Raw genomic sequence first — 26,852 nt, 5'->3', positions numbered from 1 at the left:
TTGGAGCTACCACGATGAATAAGAATGTAGGCTACGCCATTGCCTTGCTGCTGGCGTTGGCGGCCCCGTTTTACGGCTATCCCGTCTTCCTGATGAAGTTGCTGTGTTTTGCCCTGTTTGCCTGCGCTTTCAACTTGCTGATCGGCTATACGGGCTTGCTGTCGTTCGGCCACGCGGCCTTCTTCGGCGGCGCCGGCTATGTCACCGGTTATGCGCTGCGCACCTGGGGCTGGCCAACGGAACTGGGCTTGCTGGCTGGCGTCGCCACGGGCGCCTTGCTGGGCCTGGTGATCGGCGGCCTGGCGATCCGCCGCCAGGGCATCTACTTTACGATGATCACCCTGGCGCTGGCGCAGATGGTGTACTTCCTGGCTTTGCGACTGCCGTTCACGGGGGGCGAGGATGGTTTGCAGGGTGTTCCACGTGGAACCTTGCTCGGTACGATAGACCTGGGCAATGACACCGTCTTGTACTACGTCGTGCTGGCCATTTTTGTCGCCGGCTTCGCCCTGATCGTGCGCACCATCCACTCGCCGTTCGGCCAGGTGCTCAAGGCGATCAAGGAAAACGAACCGCGCGCCATCTCGCTCGGCTACGACGTCAACAAGTACAAGCTGATGGCCATCGTGTTGTCCGCTTCCTTGGCTGCGCTGGCCGGCGCCACCAAGACCCTGGTGCTGGGCTTTGAAACCCTGACCGATGTCTACTGGGGCATGTCGGGCCTGGTCGTGCTGATGACCCTGGTGGGCGGCATGGGCACCTTGTCCGGCCCCATCCTCGGCGCCGTGCTGATCATTGCGCTGGAAAACAAGCTGGGCGATGTCGGTACCTATTTGGCCACGCACACGGGCATCGAGTGGTTCGGCACCCTGGGCGAATCGGTGGGCATGGTCACGGGCGTGATCTTCGTCATCTGTGTGCTGATGTTCCGGCGCGGCATCGTCGGCGAAGCCATCGCGCGCTTCGGCGGCAGGGCTGCCAAAGCCGCGGTCTGATTTTCAAGCAACGCCGGACGGATCGTCCGGCGTTTTTCATTGTGCGTCCACTGTTACTTCAACGGAGAGTACCACCATGCAAATGATGATCACGCGCGCGGGGAGCAGCTTGTGCACGCTGCTAGCGTTGGCAGCCTGCGGCAGCAACCATGCGCCGGAAGAACTGAACCAGATGCCCGGCTACCTGGGCACCATCACGCGTGCCGACTACGACGGCAAGACGAACGATCTGCTCACGGCCGGTCTCGGCAAGACGGGGCTGGCCGGCGCCGCGCCCGCGTATGCGAACGTGGAACAGCCGACGCCGCTCGAACTACGCCGCAATGCCATCTACGCCAATTACCGTGCCGTGCTCGACATTGCCGCCAACAGCGGCTACGGCACCCTGTACGGACCGAACGTGGATGCGTCCGGGAACGCGGGTACGGGCGAGGGCCTGGTCGCAGGCAGCGAATACATCGCCTATGCCGACGATGGCACGGGCAAGAAAAACATCACACTGATGGTGCAGGTGCCGGCCAGCTTCGACCCCGACCATGCCTGCATCGTCACGGGCACGTCGAGCGGCTCGCGCGGCATCTACGGCGCCATCGGCAGCTCCGGTGAATGGGGCTTGAAAAAAGGCTGCGCCGTAGCGTATGCCGACAAGGGTTCCGGCACGGGCTTGTATGTGTTCGAGGACGACAGCGTCAACCTGCAGAACGGCCTGCGCGCGGGCAGGGTGGCCGCCGGCAAGAATGCGCTCTTCGCGCCGGACCTGAGCGACGCCGAGCGGCTGGCCTGGACTGGCACCAACCCGAACCGCATCGCCTTCAAGCATGCGCACTCGCAGCAAAATCCCGAGAAGGACTGGGGCAAGGTCACCTTGCAGGCCGTCGAGATGGCGTACTACGTGTTGAACGAGCGCTATGGCGTGCTGGCCCGCGACGGCAGCTCGCGCATCGTGCGGCTGACGCCGAAGAACACCATCACGATCGCCTCGAGCATTTCCAACGGCTCCGGCTCGGCCTTGCTGGCGGCGGAACAGGATACCAAGGGCTTGATCAGCGGCGTGGCGGCCAGCGAGCCGCAAGTCCAGCCGGCGGCATCGAGCGCCTACACGGTGCGCCAGGGCGGGGCAGCGGTGGCCAATCCCGGCCGTGCGCTGTTCGACTACGCCACCTATGCGGCCCTGTATCAACCATGCATCGCTTCCGTGGCTGGCAACGCGGGACGCTGCACGGCCCTCGTCGCCAAGGGTTTGTTGGACGGCGCCGACCTGGCGGCGCAGCAGGCGGACGCCAAGCAGCGCTTGCGTGCGTATGGCTGGCTGTCCGACTCCGATCCGCTGCAGGCCGCGCATGCGGGCACGAACATCCTCGTGGCCGTCACGTACGCGTACGCCTACGGAAAATTCTCCGTCACCGATAAAGTGTGCGGTTTCACGTTTGCGCAGACGGACGGCAGCGGCAATCCTATCGCGTTCACCTCCGCGCAAAAGGCGGCCAGCTTTGCCGCGCAAAACGGCATTCTCGGCAATGTCGTGTACGAGAACAGCGTGGGCGGCGCCAAGGTCTACACGGCCGGCGTGTCGCCGTCGAGCAGTCTGGCGGACCAGTCGCTCGACGGTTTCCTGTGCCTGCGCAGCCTGGCGACGGGGCGCGACACCGTCAGCGGCGCCAACCTGCAGGGGACATTGGCGACGCAAAGCGTGCGCGTGCGGGCAGGCATGGCCGAGGTCGCGGCCAGCGGCAAACTGAACGGCAAGCCGGCCATCATCGTGCACGGCCGCAGCGACACGCTCATTCCCGTCAATCATGCGTCGCGTGCCTATCTGGGCCTGAACGCCGCCGTGGAAGGGGCGAATAGCCAACTGCGTTATATCGAGGTGACGAACGCCAACCACTTCGATTCCTTCAGCAGCGCCTTGCCGACCTTGATCGTGCCGTTGCACGTGTACCTGAACCGGGCGCTGGACGCCATGTATGCGCACTTGAACGCCAAGCAAGCCTTGCCGCCATCGCAGGTGGTGCGCACGGTGACGCGCGCCGATGCGTCGACCTTGATCACGAATGTCAACGTGCCAGCGATCGCCACGGCGCCGGCGCCCGGCAATGTCATCAGTGTGACGGGCACTGTGATCGATATTCCCAACTAGGCTGTCCCGCTTGTGGAAGCTGCGGCCACGTTTCACGTGGCCGTTTTTATTCCCAGGCCGTATCGGCGATGCAGCCCAGTCCCTGAAAGACGGGCTTGGAAAACCAGTAGCCCTGCATCAGCGAAATGCCGCAGCCGGAAAGAAAATCGCGCTCGGCGCGCGTCTCGATGCCTTCGGCCAGCACGCGGATACCGAGTTCGCGGCACAGGCTGGCGATGGCCCGCACGATGGCCTGGCGCGGCGTGTGCGTATCGATGCCGCGCACCAGGTCCATGTCGATCTTGATGATGTCGGGCTGGTATTCGGCCAGCAAGTTCAAGCCCGCATAGCCGGCGCCGAAATCATCGATGGCGGTCTGGAAACCGAAGCGCCGGTACGCGCGGAAGATCTCGACCAGGTGGGGCCGGTCTTGCACCCGCTCGCCTTCCGTTACTTCAAAGATGATTTTATCGGTAGGGAAGTGATGCAGCTTGGCCGCTTCCAGGGTGCTGCGGATGCACACTTCAGGACGGTAGACGGCGTTGGGCAGGAAGTTGATCGACAGATATCCCTGCATGCCCAGCCTGGCAGCGCCGGCCACGGCCTTGACGCGGCAAGCCTGGTCGAAGCGGTAGCGGTTGTCATCGTTGACTTGCGCCAGCACGCTGGCCGCGCTTTCGCCGTTGGGGCCGCGCACCAGCGCCTCGTGGGCATAGATGCTGCGCGTGGCCAGGTCGACGATGGGCTGATACGCATACTCGAAGGCGAACGGCAGCGGCGCGCTGTCATGGCAGCCCGCGCAGGCACCGTATGGAAAACTGGTGCTGTCAGGGTGGATGGGGATGGCGGGAGGCGTCATGGCGGCAGTGTAGCAGGGAGGGCTGGTTCTATTCCGTCTGCTGGCTCACAGTGCGGCCGCATAGATGGCGCGCGCGTCGCCGCGGGTGACGGGTCGGGGATTGTTGCCCAGCAAGCGCGTCTGCAGCATGGCTTCATCGGCCAGCAGGTCCAGGTCGGCGGCTGCGATGCCCACTTCGCGCAAGGTGCGCGCGATGCCCGTGGCCACGGCAATTTCCTGCATCATATCGATCAGGGCAACGGCCCGCGCTTCCTCGCTGCCCGCGATGCCGGGCTGCAGGATCGCGGCCAGTTGCGCATACAGGGGCGCCGCATGGGACAGATTGAAACGCAGCACGTGCGGCAGCACCAGCGCATTCGACAAGCCATGCGGCACGTGGAACAGTCCACCGATGGGATAGGCGAGTGCATGCACGGCGGCCACGGGCGCATTGGCAAACGCCTGGCCGGCCAGCATGGCGCCGAGCAGCATGGCTTGGCGCGCCGGCAGGTTGCTGCCATCGCGGCAGGCCGTGACCAGGTTGCTCGACAGCAGCCACAGCGCCTGGGTGGCCAGCATGTCGGACAAGGGATTTTTCAGCAGGCGGCTCGTGTATGCTTCGATCGCATGGACCATGGCGTCGATTCCCGTGGCAGCTGTTACGGCGGGCGGCAAACCGAGGGTCAGGCTGGCGTCGAGGATAGCCAGGTCCGCATACAGTTGCGGCGCGACCACGCCCATCTTGCTGGTGGCGCCCGTGGTGACGATGGCGATGTGCGTCACTTCCGAGCCTGTGCCGGCCGTGGTCGGCAATTGCACGAGAGGCAGGCGCTGGCCGTGGACATTGCCGATGCCATACAGTTGCGCCAGTTCCTGGTGGCCTGGCGCCAGTACGGCGATCAGCTTGGCCACGTCCAGCGAGCTGCCGCCACCGAGGCCGATAATCAGTTCCACGTGAAACATCTGCGCCTGGGCCACGCCGGCCAGTACGACGGCTTCGGGCGGATCGGCTTGCACGTCGGAAAACACGTGGACTTCGATGCCGGTCGCTTGCAAGTTGTGCAGGGCGGCGTCGGCCAGGCCCGTGCGCAAAAAGCCTGTGTCGGTGACGAGCAGGGCGCGGCGCACGGTGGGGAAGTGGTGGGCGATGTGCGTGCCCAGTTGGGCGGCGGCGCCCGGTTCAACGATCAGATGGGGCACGGTGCGGAACTGGAAGGCGGACATGCAGACTCCTGACAGTGAGGACAGAAGCCAAGCTTACTCCGCTTTCCAGCCCCGCGCCTGTTTCACGTGGAACCAGATCCGTCGCTTACTCCCAGTCCAGCGCACCTTTTTTCCACTCATAGACTAGTCCGATTGTCAGCACGGCGAGAAAACCCATGACGGCCCAGAAACCGGGCAAGCCCAGTTCGTTGACATTGGCCGCCCACGGCATCAGAAAGATGACTTCGATATCGAACAGGATGAAGAGGATGGCGACCAGATAGAAACGCACGTCGAACTTCATGCGCGCGTCGCCGAACGCTTCGAAGCCGCATTCATACGGCGACAGCTTTTGCGGATCGGGTTTGTGCGGACCGAGCGCGCGCCCCAGCAGCATGGGTACGATGCCGACGAGGATGCCGATCAGAATGAACAGGAGGACGGGAAAATAGTTTTCGAGGAGCATGTCGATTCCTCTCAGTGGCTGGACGACAGTTTCATCAGCACGATGCCGCACACGATGAGGACGGCAGCGCACACGCGCATGGTGTTGACTTGCTCGCCCAGAAAAACGATGCCGACGATAAAGGCGCCGACGGCGCCGATGCCCGTCCAGATGGTGTAGGCCGTGCCCAGGGGCAGGGTGCGCATGGCCAGCGACAGCAAGCCGAAGCTGGCGATCATCATGACGATGGTAATGACGGAGGGAGTGAGTCTGGTGAAACCCTCGGAGAGTTTCATCGAGTATGCCCACACGACTTCAAACATGCCGGCAATGAGTAACAGTATCCAGGCCATGGCGGCTCCTTATACAGAGCGGGCCGTCCCGGTGTGTTCCCATGATGGGGGAGGCCGTCCTCCTGGATGATCGTCCCGCTGGCCACTGGCGTAGCCACGGATGCGGACGATGCGGCAATTGTAGCAAACATTTCACCCTGCCGCAGCCCGGCGCAGTACCCTGTCTTGGCAGCGCCGCGTGTTCCACGTGAAACAAAAATCGCCGTCGGCTTGCCCTTGCTGAGTAAAAATTAAGCAAAAAATGGCCCGTGGAAGGTTGCGCTTGCAAAAAGACTCTATAATCGGAGCTCTCTTCCCGCATTTTTACTTGCATTGTTACCTATTTATCATGTTATTTCCTACAGAATTCGACGTCATTGTTGTCGGCGGTGGTCACGCCGGTACCGAGGCGGCCCTCGCTTCCGCCCGCATGGGGCAGAAGACGCTATTGCTCACGCATAATATTGAGACACTGGGCCAGATGTCGTGCAATCCCTCCATCGGCGGCATCGGCAAGGGCCACCTGGTCAAGGAGGTCGATGCCATGGGCGGCGCGATGGCTATCGCCACCGACGAGTCCGGCATCCAGTTTCGCATCCTGAACTCCTCGAAAGGCCCGGCAGTTCGCGCCACGCGCGCCCAGGCAGACCGTATTTTGTACAAGGCCGCCATCCGCACGCGCCTGGAAAACCAGCCTAATCTGTGGCTGTTCCAGCAAGCCGTCGATGACCTGATCGTCGAAGGCGACCGCGTGGTTGGCGCCGTGACACAGATCGGCCTGAAGTTTCTCGCGCGCGCCGTCGTGCTGACGGCCGGTACTTTCCTCGACGGCAAGATCCACGTGGGCTTGAATAATTATTCGGCTGGCCGCGCCGGCGACCCGCCCGCCATCTCGCTGTCGGCCCGCTTGAAGGAATTAAAGCTGCCGCAAGGGCGCTTGAAAACGGGCACGCCGCCGCGCATCGATGGCCGCACGATCGATTTTTCCGTCATGCAGGAACAGGCGGGCGACCTCGATCCCGTGCCTGTGTTCTCCGTGATGGGCAACACGGCCATGCACCCGCGCCAGGTGCCGTGCTGGGTCACGCACACGAATAGCCAGACGCACGACATCATCCGCGCCGGTCTGGACCGCAGCCCCATGTACACGGGCGTCATCGAAGGCGTCGGCCCCCGTTATTGCCCCTCGATCGAAGACAAGATCCACCGTTTCTCGGGCAAGGAATCGCACCAGATCTTCCTCGAGCCGGAAGGCTTGACCACGCATGAGTTCTATCCGAACGGCATCTCCACGAGCTTGCCGTTCGACGTGCAGATCGCCCTGGTGCAGTCGATGAAGGGCATGGAAAACGCCCACATCCTGCGTCCCGGCTACGCCATCGAATACGATTATTTCGACCCGCGCGGCTTGAAAGCGTCGCTGGAAACGAAGGCCGTCGCCGGCCTGTTCTTCGCCGGCCAGATCAATGGCACCACGGGCTACGAGGAAGCGGCCGCGCAAGGCATGCTGGCGGGCCTGAATGCGGCCTTGCTGACGCAGGACAAGGAAGCCTGGGTTCCGGGCCGCTCCGAGGCCTATCTGGGCGTGCTGGTCGACGATCTGATCACCCAGGGCGTGCAGGAGCCGTACCGCATGTTCACCAGCCGCGCCGAGTACCGTTTGAGCCTGCGCGAAGACAATGCCGACATGCGCCTGACGGAAATCGGCCGCACTTTGGGCTGCGTCGGCGACGCCCAATGGCAAGCATTCGAGACCAAGCGCGAAGCGGTGGCGCTGGAACTGCAGCGCCTGCGTTCCACGTGGGTCAATCCGCGCATCCTGGCGGCCGCCGAGTCGGAACGCATCGTCGGCCAGGCCATCGAACGCGAGTACTCGCTGGCGGACCTGCTGTGCCGCCCGAACGTCGGCTACGACACCCTGATGAGCATGACGGGCATGGAAGGCCAGGCCCTGGCCGGCCCCGGCGTGATGGATCCCGCCGTGCGCGAACAGGTGGAAATCCAGCTCAAATACGCGGGCTACATCGAGCGCCAGAGCAAGGAAATCGAGCGCCACGAACACTATGAAAACCTGGCCTTGCCAGAAGGTTTCAATTACCTGGATATCGGCGCACTGTCGGTCGAAGTACGGCAAAAACTCGACAAGCAGCGTCCGGAAACCCTGGGCCAGGCATCGCGCATTTCGGGCGTGACGCCGGCGGCGATTTCGCTGCTGCTGGTGCACCTGAAAAAGCGCGGTTTTGGCGCAGGGCAGGCCGAAATGCAGACCACCACTTTAAAGGACGAGGTTGTTGAATGAAGCAGTTTGACCGGGCCGCATTGGCCCAGATTTTGAATGAAGGCATCGCCGCGCTGGGGCTCGATCTGAGCGCGGATCAGACGGAAAAACTGCTCGATTACCTGGCCTTGCTGGCCAAATGGAACAGCGTGTACAACCTGACGTCGGTACGCGATCCCCTGCAGATGCTGACCCTGCACGTGCTCGATTCGCTGGCCGCCGTGCCGGCGTTCGCGGACGCGAAAAACGTGCTCGACGTGGGCGCTGGCGGCGGCTTGCCGGGCATGGTCCTGGCCATCGCACGGCCCGATATCAAGGTGTCGATGATCGACACCGTGCATAAAAAGACGGCATTCTTGACGCAAGTGAAGGCCGAACTGGGCTTGAGCAACGTCACCGTGTACACGAAACGGGTGGAGCAGCTGGAAGTGCAGCAGAAATTCGACGTGATCACCTCGCGCGCCTTTGCCGACCTGTCCGATTTCGTCAACTGGTCGAATCACGTACTGGCCGAGGGCGGGCAATTCATCGCCTTGAAAGGGGTGGCACCGCCAGACGAGCGCGAGCGACTGCCGGCAGACTGGAAAGTGACGGAATTACGAGCAATCCAGGTCCCAGGGCTAAATGCAGAGCGTCATCTGGTCTTTATAGCAAGAATTTAAAGGCCGCAAAATTAAACGATATAAATCATATAAACAGTTTATACGGTATAAATAATATAAACCGTATAGACGATTTATACCGTATAAATGAAATAAATAGTATAAATCGTTTCGGTCCAATGCCGGGGCGCACGATGAAGTTTGCATCTCTTTACAACTAGAAGATACATGGCCAAAATTTTTTGTGTAGCAAATCAAAAGGGTGGTGTTGGTAAAACCACAACAAGCGTCAACCTCTCCGCCGGTCTGGCCAAGTTGAACCAGCGCGTGCTGCTGGTCGACCTCGACCCGCAGGGCAATGCGACCATGGGCGCCGGCATCAACAAGGCCGGCTTGAAGGCGTCGACCTATGAAGTGATGCTGGGCGAGTCCGATGTCAAGACGGCACGCCAGCGTTCGGAAGCGGGGCGCTTCGACGTCTTGCCGTCAAACCGCGAACTGGCCGGCGCCGAAGTGGAGATGGTCGAACTGGACAACCGCGAACGCCGCCTGAAGGATGCGCTGGCCGAAGTGGACGGCGAATACGATTTCATCTTGGTAGATTGCCCACCGGCATTATCGATGCTGACCTTGAACGGCCTGTGCGCCGCGCATGGCGTGATCATCCCGATGCAGTGCGAGTACTACGCGTTGGAAGGCTTGTCCGACCTGGTCAATACCATCAAGAAGGTGCATGCGAACCTGAACCCGGATCTGAAGATCATTGGTCTGTTGCGCGTGATGTTCGATCCACGCATGACATTATCGCAACAGGTGTCGGCCCAGCTGGAACAGCACTTCGGCGACAAGGTGTTCAATACCATCATCCCGCGCAACGTGCGTCTGGCCGAAGCGCCGTCGTACGGCCTGCCCGGCGTGACCTTCGACCCCAGCTCGAAAGGTGCCCAGGCGTATATCGCCTTCGGCGCCGAGATGGTCGAACGCATCAAACATATGTAAACAAGGGGCGGGCGTCTGCACTTCATGATGTAAGCGCTTACTCTGAAAACACGATTAGGACAGCATGGCTACGAAAAAATTAAAAGGATTGGGGCGCGGACTCGACGCCCTGTTGGGCGGCGGTGGTGGCGACTTCACCAGTCCGGACACGAATCAACCGTCGAAATTGCCCGTGTCGCAAATGCAAGCAGGCAAATACCAGCCGCGCACGCGCATGGACGAGGGAGCCTTGAATGAACTGGCCGCCTCGATCAAGGCGCAAGGGCTGATGCAGCCGATCCTGGTGCGCCCGATCGGGCAAGACACCTTGAGCGGCCTGGTCAAATATGAAATCATCGCCGGCGAACGCCGTTTCCGCGCTTCGCAACTGGCCGGCCTGACGGAAGTGCCGGTACTGGTGCGCGACGTCGACGACCTGGCGGCCGCCGCCATGGCACTGATCGAGAACATCCAGCGCGAGGACCTCAATCCATTGGAAGAAGCGCAAGGCATTCACCGCCTGATCGCCGACTTCAGTTTTACGCATGAGCAAGCGGCCACTGCGCTGGGACGTTCGCGCAGCGCCGTGTCGAACCTGTTGCGTTTGATGAACCTGGCCGCTCCCGTGCAAACCATGCTGATGGCCGGCGATATCGACATGGGCCATGCGCGCGCGCTGCTGGCCGTCGATGCGGCCAGCCAGATCACCCTGGCGAACCAGGTCGTGGCCAAGCGCCTGTCCGTGCGTGAAACGGAAAAGCTCGTCACGCGCACGGTCGAGGAAGCGGCCAACCCGGTCGAGCCGCGGCAAAAGGAAAAGTCCGGCGACATCGCGCGCCTGGAAGAAGAGCTGTCCGATGCGCTGGCCACGCCCGTGGTGTTCAAGATGGGCAACAAGGGCCGTGGCCAATTGGTGATCGATTTTGCCGATCTTGACGTATTGGATGGTTTGTTGACCCGCTTGCGTGGTTAAATAGCAAGCTGCAAAGGCAGGGGCCATGCGGGTGTGGACAATCCGGCCATGCTTTCCGGATGCACCACGTGATTCCTTGATAACACGGCTGGAAGCGGCCAGACAAGCGGCTTTGCCATATAGTGGTGCAAAAGGCGGCGAATAGTCGGTAAAGCGTCAGTTTCACGCAGCAATTGCCCTGCTGCGGTGCAGCAACGTTTGACTCTATAGATCAAAGCCAACTATAATCCCGTGTCTTTGCGTGTGTAGATTTTTCTGGGAACTTGGTAATTGAGTGATTCACAACAAAGTATTGCCAAGCCAGTCTACAAAGTAGTTGCCTTGCAGCTAGCAATCGCTATCAGTTTTGCCACGGTCACCCTGTTTTTCGGTGGCAGTGTCAGAGGCTGGTCCGCCGCGTACGGCGGCGCTATCGCAGTCATCGGTAGCCTGGTGTATGCCCTGTTGGTGGTTCGCGGTTCTAGCGACGCCAATAAGGCATTCCGGGCGCATTTGCGCGCAGAAGTGGTGAAAATATTTATCACAGCGGTGCTGTTTATATTGGCACTGGTGTTGTTTCAGTCGGCCGCCTGGTTATGGCTGATCTTGGGTTTCGCGGTGGCAACCTTAGCATACTGGTTTTCATTGCTCGCTGTTTAATCATTGGTTTTGGGGCCTGTTGAGCTCTGAAACGACAAATCTAAATTCATTATGACCACAGAACACGCTATTGAAGCGGGCCATGCTGCCCCGGCCAACGCCACAGAATACATCAGTCACCATCTGGCCCACCTGAGAAGTGCCGACGGCATGATCAATCTGGATACGTTCTGGATTTCGGCCATTCTGGGCTTTGTCTTCCTGGCTGTTTTCTATATGGCGTCGCGCCGCGCGACGGCTGGTGTCCCTGGCAAGTTGCAAAACTTCGTCGAAATGGTCATGGAAATCGTCAATGACACTATTAATGGGGCTTTCCACGCGAAAAGCAAGGTCATCGCGCCGCTGGCCATCACTATTTTTGTGTGGGTCTGGTTGCTCAACGCGATGGACTTCCTGCCGGTTGACCTGTTGCCGAAGATCCTGAGCTGGTTTGGCGTGCATAAACTGCGCGCCGTGCCGACCGCCGACGTCAACCACACCTTCGCTATGTCGCTGTCGGTCGTGCTGTGCGTGATCGCCTTCTCGATCAAGGCCAAGGGCCTGGGCGGCTGGATCAAGGAACTGTTCACGGCACCGTTCCACGCGAGCGGCCTGATCGGCACGATCGCCCTGGCACCTGTCAATTTCTTGCTGCAAATGGTTGAGCTGGTTGCAAAACTGATCTCCCTGTCGCTGCGACTGTTCGGCAATATGTATGCCGGCGAACTGATTTTCATCTTGATCGCGTTGTTGCCTTGGTGGGCACAGTGGGCGTTGGGTGGTCCATGGGCAATTTTCCATATCTTGATTGTAACTTTGCAAGCTTTTGTGTTTATGGCGTTGACGGTTGTGTATCTGAGCCTCGCGGTTGAGAAACATTAATCATTAACTTTATATTTTGTTTTTTTAGTATCTTTCGTTTTTAAATTTAGGAGAATTTTATGCAAGCTCTGATCGCACAAGTACAAAGCATGACCGTTCTGGCAGCAGCAATCATCATCGGCCTGGCCGCAATCGGCACCGCTCTGGGCTTCGCTATCTTGGGTGGCAAATTCCTGGAAGCTTCGGCACGTCAACCAGAACTGATGCCACAACTGCAAACCAAACTGTTCGTTATCGCTGGTCTGCTGGATGCTATTTCGATGATCGGCGTTGGTGTTGCTCTGCTGTACACGTTCGCTAACCCGTTCCTGTCCGCTCTGACGGCTGTTGCTCAGTAATTCGCTCCAACCCTAGGAGAAACTTTTAGTTAGGAGCAAAGGTATGGACATCAATATGTCGCTCATCGGCCAGATGATCACCTTCGCGGTGTTGGTCTGGTTCTCGATGAAGTTCGTATTTCCAGCGCTGAACAATGCGCTGGATGAGCGTGCCAAACGAATCGCGGATGGATTGGCTGCTGCCGATCAAGGTCAAGCTTCGATGGCAGTCGCTGAAAAGCGTGCGCAAGAGGCATTGAACAGTGCACGTGAAGAAGCGTCGCAACGCGTTGCGGACGCTGAAAAGCGCGCGCAGCTGGTTGCTGAAGAGATCAAGCAAAATGCACAAGCTGAAGCTGCGCGTATCATTGCGCAAGCCCAGTCGGACGCCGAACAGCAACTGTCGAAAGCACGCGAACAATTGCGCGCTCAGGTGGCTGACCTGGCTGTCAAGGGTGCCGAGCAGATCTTGAAGCGTGAAGTTAACGCTACGGCTCACGCCGAAATGTTGCAGCGTCTTGCTGTCGAGCTGTAATCATGGCAGAACTCGCAACCGTCGCCCGTCCCTACGCGGAAGCTTTGTTCCGCGTAGCCCAAGCTGGTAAGGAGTCAAGCAACCTCGTGGCGTGGTCCGAGCTGGTGTCCGAACTGGCACAGATCGGTAGCCACCCCGAGGTACAGGCGTACGCGCGCAATCCGAAAGTTTCGGAAAGCGACGTCGCCGCCACCATCCTGTCGTTGTTGAAATCGCCGCTCAATGAGGAAGTGAAAAACTTCGTCACGATGTTGATCGAAAATGGCCGCATCAGCCTGCTGCCGGAAATCGGCGCGCAATTCCATGCCTTGAAAAATGGCCTGGAAGGTGCGGCTGACGCCGAGATCACGAGCGCTTTCGATCTGAGCGAAGGCCAAACGGCCGAGCTGGTCGCAACGCTGGAAAAGAAATTCAGTCGTAAGCTCAACCCTGCCGTCACAGTGGATCCATCGCTGCTCGGCGGCGTGCGCGTGGTCGTTGGCGACCAAGTGCTCGATACCTCGGTGCGCGCCAAGTTGCAGCAACTGCACGCTGCACTGGTGTCGTAAGACACGCGCTTCGGCAGGCCAGCTTAGACAGACCCTTACCCCTCGCGCAAGCTGAGAGAAACACTTTTAGGAGTTAGTATGCAACTCAACCCATCTGAAATCAGCGAGTTGATCAAGAGCCGGATCCAAGGTCTTGACGGCGGCGCTGAAGTGCGTAATCAAGGCACGGTTATTTCCGTCGCCGACGGTATCTGCCGCATCCACGGTTTGTCGGACGTGATGCAAGGCGAGATGCTGGAATTCCCAGGCAACACGTTTGGCCTGGCAATGAATCTGGAACGCGACTCCGTCGGTTCCGTGATTCTGGGTGCCTACGAGCACATCTCCGAAGGCGACACGGTGAAATGCACCGGCCGCATTCTGGAAGTGCCAGTCGGTCCTGAGCTGCTCGGCCGCGTTGTCAACGCACTGGGCCAGCCGATCGACGGCAAAGGCGCCATCGAGACCAAACTGACGGCCGCGATTGAAAAAATCGCACCGGGCGTGATCGCCCGTGAATCCGTTTCGCAACCAATGCAAACCGGCCTGAAGTCGATCGATGCGATGGTTCCAGTTGGCCGCGGCCAGCGCGAACTGATCATCGGCGACCGTCAAACCGGCAAGTCGGCTGTGGCGATTGATGCGATCATCAATCAAAAAGGCCAGGGCATGAAATGTATCTACGTCGCGATTGGCCAAAAAGCCTCGTCGATCAAGAACATCGTGCGCTCGCTGGAACAGCACGGCGCGATGGAATACACCATCGTTGTCGCCGCTTCCGCTTCGGAATCGGCCGCCATGCAATACATCTCGCCGTACTCCGGTTGCGCCATGGGCGAATACTTCCGTGACCGCGGTGAAGATGCACTGATCGTCTACGATGATCTGTCCAAACAAGCTGTTGCATACCGTCAAATCTCGCTGCTGCTGCGCCGTCCACCAGGTCGCGAAGCGTACCCAGGCGACGTGTTCTACCTGCACAGCCGCCTGCTGGAACGCGCAGCACGCGTGAACGCCGACTACGTCGAGAAGTTCACCGACGGCGCCGTCAAAGGCAAGACCGGTTCCCTGACGGCGTTGCCGATCATTGAAACGCAAGCTGGCGACGTGTCCGCATTCGTTCCAACCAACGTGATTTCGATTACCGACGGTCAGATCTTCCTGGAAACCTCGCTGTTCAACGCCGGTATCCGTCCTGCAATTAACGCCGGTATTTCCGTATCGCGCGTCGGTGGCGCCGCCCAGACCAAGGTCATCAAAAACCTGTCCGGCGGTATCCGTACCGACTTGGCGCAGTACCGTGAACTGGCCGCGTTTGCGCAGTTCGCTTCGGACCTGGATGAATCGACCCGCAAGCAGCTGGACCGTGGTGCCCGCGTCACGGAATTGCTCAAGCAAGCCCAATACTCGCCACTGTCGATCTCGCTGATGGCCGTATCGCTGTTCTCGGTGAACAAAGGCTTCATGGACGACGTGCCAGTCAAGCAAGTGCTGTCGTTCGAAGCTGGTGTCCACGCTTACATGAAGACCAAGCAAGCTGCTCTGCTGGCCAAGATCGAAGAAACCAAGCAACTCGACAAAGACAGCGAAGCAACTCTGTCGGCGGCCATTGCTGATTTCAAGAAATCCGGCGCATATTAAGCGGCCAGGCGGCGCCCACCTCGAGTGAGGCGCCGCCCTACGCGCAGAAGGAGTAAGGACTCATGGCATCAAGCAAAGAGATACGAGGCAAGATCAAGAGCGTAGAGAATACGAAGAAGATCACCAAGGCGATGGAAATGGTCGCCGCGTCCAAAATGCGCAAGGCGCAAGACCGGATGCGGGCCGCCCGTCCCTACAGTGACAAGATTCGGAATATCGCCGCCAATCTGGCGACCGCCAATCCGGAATACACGCACCCGTTCCTGGCAGCGGCCCAGGGCACGCAAGCGAAGGCAGTGGGTTTCATCGTTGTCACGACCGACAAGGGTCTGTGCGGCGGCATGAACACCAACATCCTGCGCCAGGTGACGTCGAAGTCGCGCGAGCTGGAAGCAGCTGGCAACCGGGTTGAAGCAGTTGCCATCGGTAACAAGGGTTTGGGTTTTTTGAATCGCATCGGCGTCAAGATCGTCGCCTCTGCCATTCAAACTGGTGATACGCCCCACCTGGACAAACTGATCGGACCTGTCAAGGTCATGCTCGAAGAGTTCCAGGCAGGCAAGATCGATGCAGTGTACCTGTGCTACACCAAATTCATCAACACGATGAAACAGGAACCAGTCGTGGAGCAATTGCTGCCCCTGACGGCCGACAAGATGGTCGCCGACAAGGGTGCCCACTCGTGGGATTACATCTACGAGCCGGACGCGCAAAGCGTGATCGACGAATTGCTGGAGCGCTATGTAGAAGCGCTGGTGTACCAGGCAGTCGCGGAGAATCTGGCGTCCGAGCAATCGGCGCGGATGGTCGCGATGAAAGCTGCAAGCGACAACGCGGGTAGTGTGATCGGCGAATTGAAGCTGATCTACAACAAGACCCGCCAAGCTGCGATTACCAAAGAACTCTCCGAAATCGTCGCCGGTGCGGCTGCGGTTTAAACGAATTTAACTATATTGAAGGAACGAACATGGCTGATGGCAAAATCGTTCAGTGTATCGGCGCTGTGGTGGACGTTGAGTTTCCCCGCAACGCGATGCCCAAGGTATTTGATGCCTTGAAGATGGCAGGCTCGGAACTGACCCTGGAAGTACAACAGCAGTTGGGCGACGGCATTGTCCGTACCATTGCACTCGGCTCGTCCGATGGCCTGCGTCGCGGCATGATGATCCAGAACACCGGCAAACCTATCATGGTGCCAGTCGGTAAAGCAACCCTGGGTCGCATCATGGACGTGCTGGGCAACCCGATCGACGAATGCGGCCCAGTGTCGCACGAGCAGATCGCGTCGATCCACCGCACGGCTCCTGCATACGACGAACTGTCGCCATCGCAAGAACTGCTGGAAACCGGCATCAAGGTGATCGACCTGGTTTGCCCGTTTGCAAAAGGCGGTAAAGTTGGTCTGTTCGGCGGCGCTGGCGTAGGCAAGACCGTGAACATGATGGAACTGATTAACAACATCGCCAAAGCGCACAGCGGCGTGTCCGTGTTCGCCGGTGTTGGTGAGCGTACTCGTGAAGGTAACGACTTCTACCACGAGATGGCTGACGCGAAAGTGGTCGATCTGGAAAATCCAGAGAACTCCAAAGTAGCGATGGTCTACGGTCAGATGAATGAACCGCCAGGTAACCGTCTGCGCGTCGCGCTGACCGGCCTGACGATCGCTGAATCGTTCCGTGATGAAGGCAAGGACGTTCTGTTCTTCGTCGACAACATCTACCGCTTTACCCTGGCTGGTACCGAAGTCTCGGCACTGCTGGGCCGTATGCCGTCGGCTGTGGGTTACCAACCGACCCTGGCTGAAGAAATGGGCCGTCTGCAAGAGCGTATTACGTCGACCAAGACCGGTTCGATCACCTCGATCCAGGCCGTCTACGTTCCAGCCGATGATTACACCGATCCGTCGCCTGCTACCACGTTTGCTCACTTGGATTCGACCGTTGCGCTGTCGCGTGACATCGCTTCCCTGGGTATCTACCCAGCCGTGGACCCACTGGATTCGACCTCGCGTCAGCTCGATCCGTTGATCGTTGGTCAAGAGCACTATGACACCGCGCGTGCCGTGCAAACGACCCTGCAACGCTACAAGGAATTGCGCGACATTATCGCGATTCTGGGTATGGACGAGCTGGCACCGGAAGACAAACTGCTGGTCGCCCGCGCACGTAAGATGCAGCGTTTCCTGTCGCAGCCTTTCCACGTCGCTGAAGTCTTTACCGGCGCGCCTGGTAAATACGTTTCGCTCAAAGACACGATCAAGGGCTTCAAGATGATCGCTTCGGGCGAACTCGATCACCTGCCGGAACAAGCGTTCTACATGGTCGGCACGATCGAAGAAGCAATCGAAAAAGCCAAGAAACTTAACTAAGTTAAGTCTGGGCCTAACCCCGCCCCTCAGAAGGCGGGGTTCTTCAACCCGATAGGACACACATGGCACACACAATTCACGTTGACGTGGTTTCCGCTGAAGAACTGATTTTTTCAGGTGAAGCAGAATTCGTCGCGTTGCCGGGTGAACAGGGCGAGCTGGGTATCTACCCACGCCACACGCCTTTGATTACCCGCATCCGTCCGGGCGCGGTCCGCATCAAGGTAGTCGGCCAGGCAGAAGAAGAGTTCGTCTTCGTTGCCGGCGGCCTGCTGGAAGTGCAACCGGATACCGTGACCGTCCTGGCCGATACCGCGATCCGCGGTCACGACCTCGACGAAGCGAAAGCGCTGGAAGCGAAGAAGTTGGCGGAAGAAAATATCCACAACAAGGATTCGGGCATCGACTACGCGCAAGCGCAAGCCGAGCTGGCCAGCGCGATTGCGCAACTGGCAGCGATCCAGAAGCTGCGCAAGATTTAATCAATTTGCGCCGCGCAAGAAAGGCAGCCTTCGGGCTGCCTTTTTTTTTCAGCAAAAATTAGCGGCGTTTGTCCTTTCCCCTTTCCAGCCCCGCCTTCAATATCGTCTTCCACTTGGCGCGCGCGGCGATGCGCTCGAGCGGCGTCTCCTCGCTGCGCCGGGCGTCGCGCAGCAGCTTGTGATAATTGCGCAGGCGGTCCCCATCGACGGCGCCGCGCACGGCGCAACCGGGTTCGCTGGCATGCCGGCAATCGCGGAACTGGCATGTTGCCGCCAGCGCCGCGATGTCGTCAAACGTGGCTGCCAAGGTTTGCGCATCGGCATCGGCGCGCCAGCTGCGCAGCCCCGGCGTGTCGATGATGCAGGCGCCGCTGGTACACAGGTGCAGCGAGCGGGCCGTCGTCGTGTGGCGCCCGCGTCCGTCGCCATGGCGCACGCCGTTGGTTGCCTGCTCCGTCGCGCATAAAGTATTGGTCAGGCTGGACTTGCCGGCGCCCGATGAACCGAGCAGCACCAGGGTCTGGCCGGTGCTCAACCAGGGTTCCAGGATGGCCACGTCATACGCATGGCGCGTATCGATGGCAAACAGGGGCACGTGGGGCGGCAGGCGTTCTCTGAGCTGCGCCAGCTTGCCCGGTACGTCGTCGGCCACGTCGGCCTTGCTCAGCACCACCACGGGCGTCACTTGCGCCGCCAGCACGATGGACAGATAACGCTCGAGGCGGCGCGGATTAAAATCTTCGTCCAGTCCCATCACCAGCAGGGCCGTATCGACATTGCTGGCCAGTGCCTGGCGACGGCCGTCATTGCCGCGCCGGGCGATTTGCGTGACTGGGGATAAGTGTGCCGTTATCCACAGCGTGCCGTGACCATCGTATTCGGCGGCGACCCAGTCGCCGACGGCAAGGATGGTGTCGTGTTGCTGCAGCTGGTGCAGCAGGCGCGGCAGGATTTGTGCCGGGTGTTCCAGGCTGCCGTCGTGCACGATGATGCTGTCGCGGTGCACGGCGCAAACGCGCATCAGTTGCGCGGCGGGGGAAGAGATGTCGAGTTGGGTGGCTGCGCTGGCGATGGCCTGCTGCAGCCCAATAAGGCGTAGTTGCGCAAAATCGAATGCGATCATGGTAGCGTGATTCCAGATTCTGTCGTCCGCGTGCGGACATGTCGCCTGCGCGTGCAGGCACCGCCAGTCGCTTTGACTGGCACGAAAGAAAGGAAGTCGGCTACGCGATCAGCGTATGGGAATTGCGGGCTAAAAGGCTTAGCGGGGAAAAACGGTGATCAGGCAGCCGACAGCACGGCAGTATCCGAATGGCGCATGTTGTCTACTCCTGTTGTGTGATGGAAAACACCAGTGTGCCAGCGGCCTGCGCCGCCGTCAACAGAAGCTGTGGCTTAGCTGCACATGCCGTAAGCCTGGCGCTCGGGGAAATAGCGGTACGTAAACGTGCGCACCGGATAGCGCTTGCCGCCGACGAGCATGTCAGGCATCGACAGATCAAAGCGCTGCGGCAGCTGGCGCGGCAGTTGCAACCGCAGGCGCCACTGGGTTTCCTTACTGTTGCCGACGGCGGAAAACATCATGGGCAGCTGCTCGATGACGTCGACGATCTCCGCCTTCTGGTTCATGCCGCGCTGGTAAATGGTGAGTATCTTGGCTTGCGCGAAGGGCGGCTGTTTCGGTTCTTCCAGCAGAAAGGACAGGCGCGTAAAACTGGTTTGCGTACCGACGGGCAAAGTAAAAATCAGCGCCAGCTCCGTGCCGCCTTCCTTCAGGGTGACGGGCGGCGTGGCGTAGATGCTGATACCGCGCGGCAGCTCGAAACGCGAGCCCTCCGTCCACGTCTTGCACTCGGGCGTGGTGGCCTGATACAGGCTGGGCGCCGTGTAGTCATCGCAGGCGGAAACCAGCAGCAGCAGGGGCAGGGCAAGGAGGGCGGAACGGCGCATGGGAGTCACGGTTGGGGGAATGAGCCGACAGTGTAAGCGATCCCCACGCGATCCACCAGACGCTAGGAATGCCCGGGCGGCGCGCGCCGTACGGACTGCAGCTGGCAATGCGCTGCCTGCAGCGCATCCTTGATGATGTCCAGCGCCAGCTGCGGCCGCGCCGCGCCGCACATGAAGATGTCGACGGCGGCAAAGCCGACCTCGGGCCAGGTATGCAGCGAGATGTGCGACTCGGCCAGCAGCAGCACGCCCGTGACGCCCTGGCCCGGGCCAAAGCTGTGGAAATGGCCGTGCAGTACTTGCGCGCCGGCCGCGACGGCGGCGTTGCGCAGCAGGCGCTCGAGCGCCGCGCAATCGCGCAGGGGGGCCGGCGCGATGCCCGACAGGTCGGCCAGCAGATGGATGCCCAGGGGCAGATGCGGTGTGGACGCCATGCTTATTTGTGACTCCCGCCACCGCCGCCGGAGCCGCCGCCATAACCACCGCCGTAGCTGCCGCCGCCGGTGCCCGTGCGCGAACTCCAGCTGCTGCCGCTGCTGCTGCCGGCCACCTTGAACATGCGCACCCAGTTGGCGGCCGTGACACTGAAGGTCACCATCAGGGCATAGATCACATATTTACTCATGGGGGATTCTTTGCATTCTTGTCGAGGAAAGCGGCAGGCAGGAACAGCGCCAGGCAGCCCAGCAAACTCCACATCAAGGTGCTGGAGAACGAGACGAACATCGGGATCGCATTCAAGACCAGTACGATGACGATGAAGACCTTGGCGATGCCGCGGTGGCTCAGCTGGATATTGTGCACCTGGTCGCCGCCATGGAAGGAGGCGCCGAACCAGGCGGCCATCTGGTCATAGGCGACGGGGACGGAGCGCGACCAGGTCATTTCCTCGCCGGTGATTTCCGCCGCCAGCTTGGTCTGTCCCTGCTCGAATTCATGCACGTGCGTGCTGTCGCCGACAGCCACTTTCCAGTTGAAGGCACCGGCCGCATACACGACTTGCGAGCCGTAGTCATACAGTTTGCGATAGGTGGCGCCGTCGAGCGTGCAGGTATCGGCGTCCAGCGACGTCCAGTTGGGCCAGTTCGGCAGCACGTTCGAGCGCGACCAGCCATCGTCCGTCTCCACCAGCCAGAAGAAGCCGGCGCGCGCGTTGTACAGCAGGTATTCGTTCCACTCGCTGCCTTCGTCGTCGGCACGGCGCATCATGCCGATCACCGTGAAGTCGACATTGCTGATCTTCGCGCTGGCGCCCAGTTCCAGGGAAATGTCGGCGTTGTCGTGCACCTGCTTGCCGATGGCCAGTACCTGCGCTTCCGGGCCGCTGGCGTCGAGCTGCGCGTGGCAGGCGGGGCACACGAGTTGCGCCGCCGCGCCGGGCACATAGTGGATGCCGTTGCCGCAGGAAGGGCAGTCGAGCGCATCGAGCTTGCCGCGATACTTGCCGGCGCTCTTGGCGATGGCGTCGTCGTCGCGCAGCAGCTGGCACTTCAAACCGTCCAGGGTGACGGCGACGCCCTGGTAGACGACCGGTTGCGGGCCATCCGTGTAGTCGAGCGTGACAAAGCTGGCGTAGTTGCGGAAGTCCGCCACCTGGATGCGCCAGCCGGCGCCCACCTTGAACGGCAATTCACCCTGGCCGGCGATGCATTCGGCGTTGCGGATCTCGGCCGCCGTGTACGGTTCGCCACAGATCGTGTAGCGCTTGCCTGGCGCCAGCTCGCCAAAGGCGGGCAGGGCGTCTTGCGTGCTGCGTTCGCGCGTCAGGGTGTACAGGCCGGACGAGTCGCCCAGCCAGGCCGTGCTGGCGTCATCGAACAGCAGATACCACTCGTTCCACGTGCCGGCGCTGTAGCGCTGCTGGATGCGGCCGACGACGGTGAAGTGCTGGCCATCGTGCACGCCGTCCGTGCCGATCTGGATCGGTGAATAGTCTTCCAGGACGGCCGACATCTTGCCCACGTCCCTGACGGAATCGGCGTCCTTGAGGATGGTGCTGTGGCAGTACTCGCACACGGTGAGCACGGAAGCGTGCGAGCGGAAACGGACTTCCGCGCCGCAGCTGGGACAGGAAACAGTTTGCATGCAGTCGCGCTTAGCCGATCAGTTTTTTCAGCAGTTCAGCCTTGGCGCCGTCGTAGTCGGCCGGCGAAATGAGCCCCTTGTCCAGCAGCCCCTTGAGTTTTTCCAGGCGCGCTTCGATAGGTTCTTCCACGGGGGCTGGCGGCGCCGCCGGCGCCTGCTGCTGCAGCGCGCCGCCCATGCTTTGCGCCATCACCTGGCCGATCGACAGTCCGGCGCCCAGTCCCGCACCGATGCCGGCCATGCCGCCTTCGTTTTGCGCCGCCAGCGGGATCGCGTTGGCCACCTGGAATTTCGTGTAGCCGCTCATCTTGTCGGCACCCAGGCCGCCCTTCATGCCGGCCGAGATGCGTTCGTCGAGCGCCGCCTGCAATTCCTCCGGCAGGCTGATGCTGGCCACGTTGAATTCATCGAGGCCCACGCCGTAGCGGGCAAACGCCTGCGTCAGGCCATCCTTGACTTCCTGCGCCATCAGGGCCTGGTTGGCCGCCATGTCGAGGAAGGGGACATTCGCGCCGCCCAGCGAGCTGGCCATGCTCGACATCAGAATGCCGCGCAGCTGATCTTCCACCTCGTCGCGCGTATAGACTTCGCGCGTGCCGCTGATCTCGGTGAAGAAGGTGCGGGCGTCGGCGATGCGGTACGAGTACATGCCGAAGGCGCGCACACGGATCATGTCGAAATCCTTGTCGCGGATGGTGATCGGCTGCGGCGTGCCCCACTTGCGGCCAGTCTGCACGCGCGTGCTGAAGTAATACACGTCCGACTTGAACGGCGAGTCGAACAGCTTGTCCCAGTTTTTCAGGTTGGTCAGCAATGGCAAGGTTTGCGTCGTCAGCTTGTGCGTGCCGGGACCGAAGACGTCGGCGATCTTGCCTTCATTGACGAAGACGGCGACCTGCGATTCGCGCACATTCAGGATGGCGCCGTTCTGGATCTCGAAATCCTGCATGGGAAAACGCCAGGCCAGTACGCCTTCCGTCTCTTCGTTCCACTGCAGTACGTCGATAAACTGCTTCTTTATAAAGCTGCCGAGGCTCATGATGGTGTCCTTGAATGAGGTAAAAACGTCAGGAAATGCAGGCGGCGTTGATGGCGCCGATCGACAGGGAAATGGCGGCCAGCAGGCCGCCGAAGGCGCTGTTGTTCGATTCGATCTGGTCCTTCGACATGCGCAGCAATCGCGTGGTGACCACATAGGCGAGCAATTGCACCACCATGGCGCCAAAGGCCCAGGCGAAGAATTGCTGGTAGCCGGCCGTGTGCATCAGGGACGAGGCGATGGTGGCGGAAAAGCCCAGCATGGCGCCGCCCAGCGACAGGGCCGCCGCCTGGTTGCCCTGGCGGATCAGCAGTACTTCGTTATACGGCGTGACGCGCGTGTAGATGATAAAAAATACAATCAGCAGCGCGGCGGCAAGTAAAAGGTGGATCAGATAGTTTAGGATGTCGGGCACGGCATTCCTCGCAATGAGCATTTGATAACGTCAACGCATATTAGAACAAAAAAAGTCCAATGAACAAAAAGATTCTGATTTTGTCCGTCTTCGTGGTCGCCTCCTGCGGCCTCGCGTATGAACTGATCGCTGGCGCCATGTCCAGCTACCTGCTTGGCGACTCCATCCTGCAGTTTTCCACCATCATAGGCTGCTACCTGTTCGCGATGGGTGTGGGCGCTCACTTTTCAAAATACGTAAAGGACGACGACGTGCTTTCGCGCTTCGTCGACATCGAGCTGGCCGTGGGCCTGATCGGCGGCCTGTCGGCCGCCGTCCTGTTCATGACGTTCTCGTGGATGGCCGCGCCATTTCGCACCTTATTGTATGTGATGGTGTTCCTGATCGGCGCACTGGTTGGCATGGAAGTGCCGCTGGTGATGCGCGCCCTGAACACGCGCCAGACGGAATTTTCCGAGCTGGTCAGCCGCGTGCTGACGTTCGACTACCTGGGTGCGCTGGCCGTCTCCCTGCTGTTTCCGCTGGTACTGTCGCCATATCTGGGCCTGGTGCGCACGGGCTTCCTGTTCGGCATGCTGAATGTGGGCGTGGGTCTGTGGAGCATTTATGTGTTCCGCGCCGAGCTGAAAAATCTCACGGGGCGTTTGCTGCGTGCCTGCGCCGTGATGCTGGTGCTGATCGCCGGCTTTGCCATGTCGGACCGCATGGTGGCCTGGGGCGAACACGGCCTGTTCGGCGACGAGATCGTGTATTCCACCACCACGCCCTATCAGCGCCTGGTGATCACGCACTGGAAGGATGATACGCGGCTGTACATCAACGGCAACCTGCAGTTTTCCTCGCGCGACGAGTACCGCTACCACGAGGCGCTGGTGCACCCCGTGCTGGAAGCGCTGCCGTGGGCGCGCCGCGTGCTGGTGCTGGGCGGCGGCGATGGCCTGGCGCTGCGCGAAATCCTCCGTTATCCCCACATCGAGCACGTCACCGTGGTCGACCTCGACCCCGCCATGACGGCCGCGTTTACCACGCGCCCGGAACTGGCCAAGCTGAATAACAGTTCGTTCTCGGACAAGCGCGTCACCGTCGTCAATGCCGATGCCGCCGTCTGGCTGCGCAACAACGGCGACATGTTCGACGCGGCCATTGTCGATTTCCCCGACCCGTCCAGCTTCGCACTCGGCAAACTGTATTCGGTGCCGTTCTACGACCTGGTGAAAAAACACCTGGCGGCCAAGGGCCTGATGGTGGTGCAGTCGACGTCGCCGTTCTTTGCCCCGCACGCCTACTGGACCATCAATTCGACCCTGCGCGAAGTGGGCATGCGTACCTGGCCCTACCACGCCTACGTGCCTTCGTTCGGCGAATGGGGGTTTATCCTTGCTTCTCCCCAGCTCGACTACAAACCGCCCACCAGCTACCGCCTGCCGATGCGCTACCTGAATGCGGACACCACGCGCGGAATGTTCATCTTCCCGCCCGACATGCAGCCGCTGCCGATGGCGCCCAACCGCTTGAATACCCAGTCGCTCGTGCATGAATTCGAGCAGGACTGGAACCGGGTGATCCGCTGATGCAGCGCCGCTCCTTCATGCTGTGGGCCGCCGGCGGCACGGCAGCCGCCGCCGGCATCGGCATCGGCAGCATCGCCGCCTACCTGCGCTGGCAGGAAATCACGCCGAAGGTGCTGTACCCGGGCCGCAGCGAAGGACATTATTTGCGTGAGCTGCTGCGCGAGCGCAAGGCGCTGCCGCCACCTTCACGCACCTTGCACACCGACGTGGCTATCCTCGGCTCGGGTATCGCCGGCCTGACGGCCGCCTGGCGCCTGAACAAGCTGGGGCACAAGGATTTCCTCATGATCGATGGCCCGCAACCGTATGGCAACGCGGCTGGCGGGCAGTTCGGCGACCTGGCTTATCCGACCGGAGGCCATTATTTGCCGCTGCCGTCGCCCGAATCGACCCATGTGCGCGAAATCCTGTTCGACCTGGGGATCATCCAGCGCGATCCGCAAGCGGAAAAGCCATATTATGACGAGCGCTACATCCTGCACGCGCCCGAAGAGCGCTTGCTGTTCAACGGCCACTGGCAGGACGGCTTCATTCCCACCGAAGGCGTCTCCGCCGAAGAACTGGCGCAGCACGAGCGCTTCTTTGCCGACGTGCGGCGCCTGCGCCAGGCGCATGGCAACGACGGCAAGCGCGTCTTCGTGTTCCCTACCGTGGAATCGTCGCAAGACCCGGCCTGGCAGGCGCTCGACACCATCACGTTAAAGCAGTGGATGGAGCGCGAAGGCTATACCTCGCCCACCCTGCACTGGTATCTGAATTACTGCTGCCGCGACGACTACGGCACGCGCTACGACCAGGTCTCGGCCTGGGCCGGCCTGCATTACTATTGCAGCCGCTGGGGCCAGGCGGCCAACGCGGGCAATGGCGCCTGGCTGACCTGGCCGGGCGGCATGCAACCGGTCGCCACGGCCATGGAGCAGGCCTCGGGTGTCCAGCGTCATGCGGGCACGGTGGTTTCCGTGCAGACGACGGCCAACGGCGTGGAGGCGCTGTGCCTGGAACTGGTCGACGGCCAGCCGCGTACCTACCTGCTCAAGGCGCGCAAGGCCATCTGCGCCATGCCGTTATATGTGGCGGCCCGCGTGGTCAACAACATCGCCGGCTATGGCTTTGACGCGAAGCGCCATACGCCCGCGTATGCGCCGTGGATGGTGGCCAATTTTTTACTTAAACGCTTTCCCGATGAATTGCCGCATGCGCCCCTGTGCTGGGACAACGTGGTGTACCAGGAGCCTGGCCTCGGCTATGTCGTCTCGACCCACCAGGACATCCGCGTGCGTCCGCCCGAGAAAACCGTCTTCAGCGCCTACGTGGCCCTGTCCGACCGCACGCCGCAGGAAGCACGCAAGTGGCTCGACACGGCCACGCCCGAAGAATTGCTGGCGCTGGCCAGCGTCGATTTGAAGACGGCGTATGGACGCGATTTCGCCAGCTGCGTCGAACGGGTCGACATCACCGTACGGGGCCACGCCATGGCCGCACCGTTGCCCGGTTTTCGCAGCAATGCGGGGCTCAAAGCCTTGCGCGAGCACGACGGCGCCATCCTGTTCGCGCATGCCGATCTGTCGGGCTTTTCCGTATTTGAAGAGGCCGCGTGGTGGGGTGACAGGGCGGCGCGGCTGGCGATCACATAAATGAAAAAGGCCGGCGCAAGCGCCGGCC

At 60.7% G+C, this 26,852-nt stretch carries 28 protein-coding genes; 17 read left to right on the top strand and 11 right to left on the bottom strand.

Features of this window, described 5'->3' with window-relative positions; translation table 11 throughout:
• Positions 1 to 14 precede the first annotated feature (14 nt).
• Entirely contained in the window at positions 15 to 995 is a 981-nt protein-coding gene (locus tag GYK42_RS02055) for a branched-chain amino acid ABC transporter permease (RefSeq protein WP_034752665.1), read from the top strand.
• Between the two features lie 76 nt (positions 996 to 1,071).
• Positions 1,072 to 3,132, top strand: a complete 2,061-nt coding sequence (locus tag GYK42_RS02050) for a 3-hydroxybutyrate oligomer hydrolase family protein (RefSeq protein ID WP_166446111.1) — start codon at positions 1,072 to 1,074, stop codon at positions 3,130 to 3,132.
• Between the two features lie 46 nt (positions 3,133 to 3,178).
• Here GYK42_RS02050 and GYK42_RS02045 read toward each other — a convergent pair whose 3' ends face one another.
• The 4 genes from GYK42_RS02045 to sugE form a co-directional block, all read right to left on the bottom strand.
• Positions 3,179 to 3,970 (bottom strand): EAL domain-containing protein, encoded by a 792-nt coding sequence (locus GYK42_RS02045; protein WP_166446110.1) that lies wholly within the window; start codon positions 3,968 to 3,970, stop codon positions 3,179 to 3,181.
• Between the two features lie 45 nt (positions 3,971 to 4,015).
• Positions 4,016 to 5,173 (bottom strand): iron-containing alcohol dehydrogenase, encoded by a 1,158-nt coding sequence (locus GYK42_RS02040; protein WP_166446109.1) that lies wholly within the window; start codon positions 5,171 to 5,173, stop codon positions 4,016 to 4,018.
• A gap of 85 nt (positions 5,174 to 5,258) precedes the next feature.
• A complete protein-coding gene (locus GYK42_RS02035; RefSeq protein ID WP_166446108.1) occupies positions 5,259 to 5,618 on the bottom strand; it encodes an NADH-quinone oxidoreductase subunit A in 360 nt (119 codons plus the stop codon).
• Positions 5,619 to 5,629: 11 nt separating this feature from the next.
• Positions 5,630 to 5,950: a quaternary ammonium compound efflux SMR transporter SugE gene (sugE, locus tag GYK42_RS02030; protein WP_035823456.1), complete on the bottom strand. Its 321-nt coding sequence runs from the start codon at positions 5,948 to 5,950 to the stop codon at positions 5,630 to 5,632.
• 328 nt (positions 5,951 to 6,278) lie between these two features.
• On the opposite strand from sugE, the gene mnmG reads away from it, so the two are divergent.
• The 13 genes from mnmG to GYK42_RS01965 all read left to right on the top strand — a co-directional run bounded on the left by mnmG (position 6,279) and on the right by GYK42_RS01965 (position 18,130).
• Complete coding sequence (gene mnmG, locus GYK42_RS02025) at positions 6,279 to 8,228, top strand: tRNA uridine-5-carboxymethylaminomethyl(34) synthesis enzyme MnmG (RefSeq protein ID WP_166446107.1); 1,950 nt, start codon at positions 6,279 to 6,281, stop codon at positions 8,226 to 8,228.
• Positions 8,225 to 8,869 (top strand): 16S rRNA (guanine(527)-N(7))-methyltransferase RsmG, encoded by a 645-nt coding sequence (rsmG, locus tag GYK42_RS02020; RefSeq protein ID WP_166446106.1) that lies wholly within the window; start codon positions 8,225 to 8,227, stop codon positions 8,867 to 8,869. The genes mnmG and rsmG overlap by 4 nt, the downstream gene beginning before the upstream one ends.
• A 168-nt stretch (positions 8,870 to 9,037) precedes the next feature.
• Entirely contained in the window at positions 9,038 to 9,808 is a 771-nt protein-coding gene (locus GYK42_RS02015) for a ParA family protein (protein WP_034752687.1), read from the top strand.
• Positions 9,809 to 9,872: 64 nt separating this feature from the next.
• A complete protein-coding gene (locus tag GYK42_RS02010) occupies positions 9,873 to 10,760 on the top strand; it encodes a ParB/RepB/Spo0J family partition protein (RefSeq protein WP_166446105.1) in 888 nt (295 codons plus the stop codon).
• A 270-nt stretch (positions 10,761 to 11,030) separates the two neighbouring features.
• Positions 11,031 to 11,399 (top strand): ATP synthase subunit I, encoded by a 369-nt coding sequence (locus GYK42_RS02005; protein WP_034752692.1) that lies wholly within the window; start codon positions 11,031 to 11,033, stop codon positions 11,397 to 11,399.
• 51 nt (positions 11,400 to 11,450) lie between these two features.
• Positions 11,451 to 12,260: a F0F1 ATP synthase subunit A gene (gene atpB, locus GYK42_RS02000; protein WP_046681851.1), complete on the top strand. Its 810-nt coding sequence runs from the start codon at positions 11,451 to 11,453 to the stop codon at positions 12,258 to 12,260.
• 59 nt (positions 12,261 to 12,319) lie between these two features.
• Positions 12,320 to 12,598 (top strand): F0F1 ATP synthase subunit C, encoded by a 279-nt coding sequence (atpE, locus tag GYK42_RS01995; protein WP_034752695.1) that lies wholly within the window; start codon positions 12,320 to 12,322, stop codon positions 12,596 to 12,598.
• Between the two features lie 43 nt (positions 12,599 to 12,641).
• On the top strand, positions 12,642 to 13,112 hold the full coding sequence (locus tag GYK42_RS01990) for a F0F1 ATP synthase subunit B (protein ID WP_034752697.1): 471 nt from the start codon (positions 12,642 to 12,644) through the stop codon (positions 13,110 to 13,112).
• Positions 13,113 to 13,114: 2 nt separating this feature from the next.
• The gene (locus GYK42_RS01985; protein ID WP_166446104.1) at positions 13,115 to 13,660 is read left to right on the top strand and encodes a F0F1 ATP synthase subunit delta; all 546 of its coding nucleotides are present in this window, start codon (positions 13,115 to 13,117) and stop codon (positions 13,658 to 13,660) included.
• A 78-nt stretch (positions 13,661 to 13,738) separates the two neighbouring features.
• A complete protein-coding gene (gene atpA, locus GYK42_RS01980; protein WP_034752701.1) occupies positions 13,739 to 15,280 on the top strand; it encodes a F0F1 ATP synthase subunit alpha in 1,542 nt (513 codons plus the stop codon).
• Between the two features lie 62 nt (positions 15,281 to 15,342).
• Positions 15,343 to 16,218 (top strand): F0F1 ATP synthase subunit gamma, encoded by an 876-nt coding sequence (gene atpG / locus GYK42_RS01975; protein WP_046681852.1) that lies wholly within the window; start codon positions 15,343 to 15,345, stop codon positions 16,216 to 16,218.
• Positions 16,219 to 16,247: 29 nt separating this feature from the next.
• On the top strand, positions 16,248 to 17,648 hold the full coding sequence (atpD, locus tag GYK42_RS01970; protein WP_034752705.1) for a F0F1 ATP synthase subunit beta: 1,401 nt from the start codon (positions 16,248 to 16,250) through the stop codon (positions 17,646 to 17,648).
• Positions 17,649 to 17,710: 62 nt separating this feature from the next.
• Positions 17,711 to 18,130 (top strand): F0F1 ATP synthase subunit epsilon, encoded by a 420-nt coding sequence (locus tag GYK42_RS01965; RefSeq protein ID WP_058050961.1) that lies wholly within the window; start codon positions 17,711 to 17,713, stop codon positions 18,128 to 18,130.
• Positions 18,131 to 18,188: 58 nt separating this feature from the next.
• Here the strand turns inward: GYK42_RS01965 and rsgA are convergent, their stop codons facing one another.
• The 7 genes from rsgA to GYK42_RS01930 form a co-directional block, all read right to left on the bottom strand.
• The gene (rsgA, locus tag GYK42_RS01960; protein ID WP_166446103.1) at positions 18,189 to 19,253 is read right to left on the bottom strand and encodes a ribosome small subunit-dependent GTPase A; all 1,065 of its coding nucleotides are present in this window, start codon (positions 19,251 to 19,253) and stop codon (positions 18,189 to 18,191) included.
• A gap of 272 nt (positions 19,254 to 19,525) precedes the next feature.
• On the bottom strand, positions 19,526 to 20,080 hold the full coding sequence (locus GYK42_RS01955) for a hypothetical protein (RefSeq protein ID WP_166446102.1): 555 nt from the start codon (positions 20,078 to 20,080) through the stop codon (positions 19,526 to 19,528).
• A gap of 62 nt (positions 20,081 to 20,142) precedes the next feature.
• Entirely contained in the window at positions 20,143 to 20,514 is a 372-nt protein-coding gene (speD, locus tag GYK42_RS01950; RefSeq protein ID WP_166446101.1) for an adenosylmethionine decarboxylase, read from the bottom strand.
• 2 nt (positions 20,515 to 20,516) lie between these two features.
• On the bottom strand, positions 20,517 to 20,705 hold the full coding sequence (locus GYK42_RS01945) for a hypothetical protein (protein ID WP_046681855.1): 189 nt from the start codon (positions 20,703 to 20,705) through the stop codon (positions 20,517 to 20,519).
• Positions 20,702 to 22,165, bottom strand: a complete 1,464-nt coding sequence (locus tag GYK42_RS01940; RefSeq protein WP_166446100.1) for a DUF4178 domain-containing protein — start codon at positions 22,163 to 22,165, stop codon at positions 20,702 to 20,704. The genes GYK42_RS01945 and GYK42_RS01940 overlap by 4 nt, the downstream gene beginning before the upstream one ends.
• Positions 22,166 to 22,175: 10 nt before the next feature.
• Entirely contained in the window at positions 22,176 to 23,204 is a 1,029-nt protein-coding gene (locus GYK42_RS01935; RefSeq protein ID WP_166446099.1) for an SPFH domain-containing protein, read from the bottom strand.
• Positions 23,205 to 23,232: 28 nt separating this feature from the next.
• Positions 23,233 to 23,619, bottom strand: a complete 387-nt coding sequence (locus tag GYK42_RS01930; protein ID WP_082127519.1) for a DUF350 domain-containing protein — start codon at positions 23,617 to 23,619, stop codon at positions 23,233 to 23,235.
• A gap of 59 nt (positions 23,620 to 23,678) precedes the next feature.
• Between GYK42_RS01930 and GYK42_RS01925 the strand changes: the two genes are divergently transcribed.
• Entirely contained in the window at positions 23,679 to 25,190 is a 1,512-nt protein-coding gene (locus tag GYK42_RS01925) for a polyamine aminopropyltransferase (protein ID WP_166446098.1), read from the top strand.
• Positions 25,190 to 26,824 (top strand): NAD(P)/FAD-dependent oxidoreductase, encoded by a 1,635-nt coding sequence (locus GYK42_RS01920; protein ID WP_166446097.1) that lies wholly within the window; start codon positions 25,190 to 25,192, stop codon positions 26,822 to 26,824. The genes GYK42_RS01925 and GYK42_RS01920 overlap by 1 nt, the downstream gene beginning before the upstream one ends.
• Positions 26,825 to 26,852 lie beyond the last annotated feature (28 nt).

It is taken from the genome of Janthinobacterium lividum (genome assembly GCF_011601275.1).
Lineage (GTDB): Bacteria > Pseudomonadota > Gammaproteobacteria > Burkholderiales > Burkholderiaceae_D > Janthinobacterium > Janthinobacterium lividum_E.
This window is presented reverse-complemented; position numbering and strand designations above follow the sequence as displayed.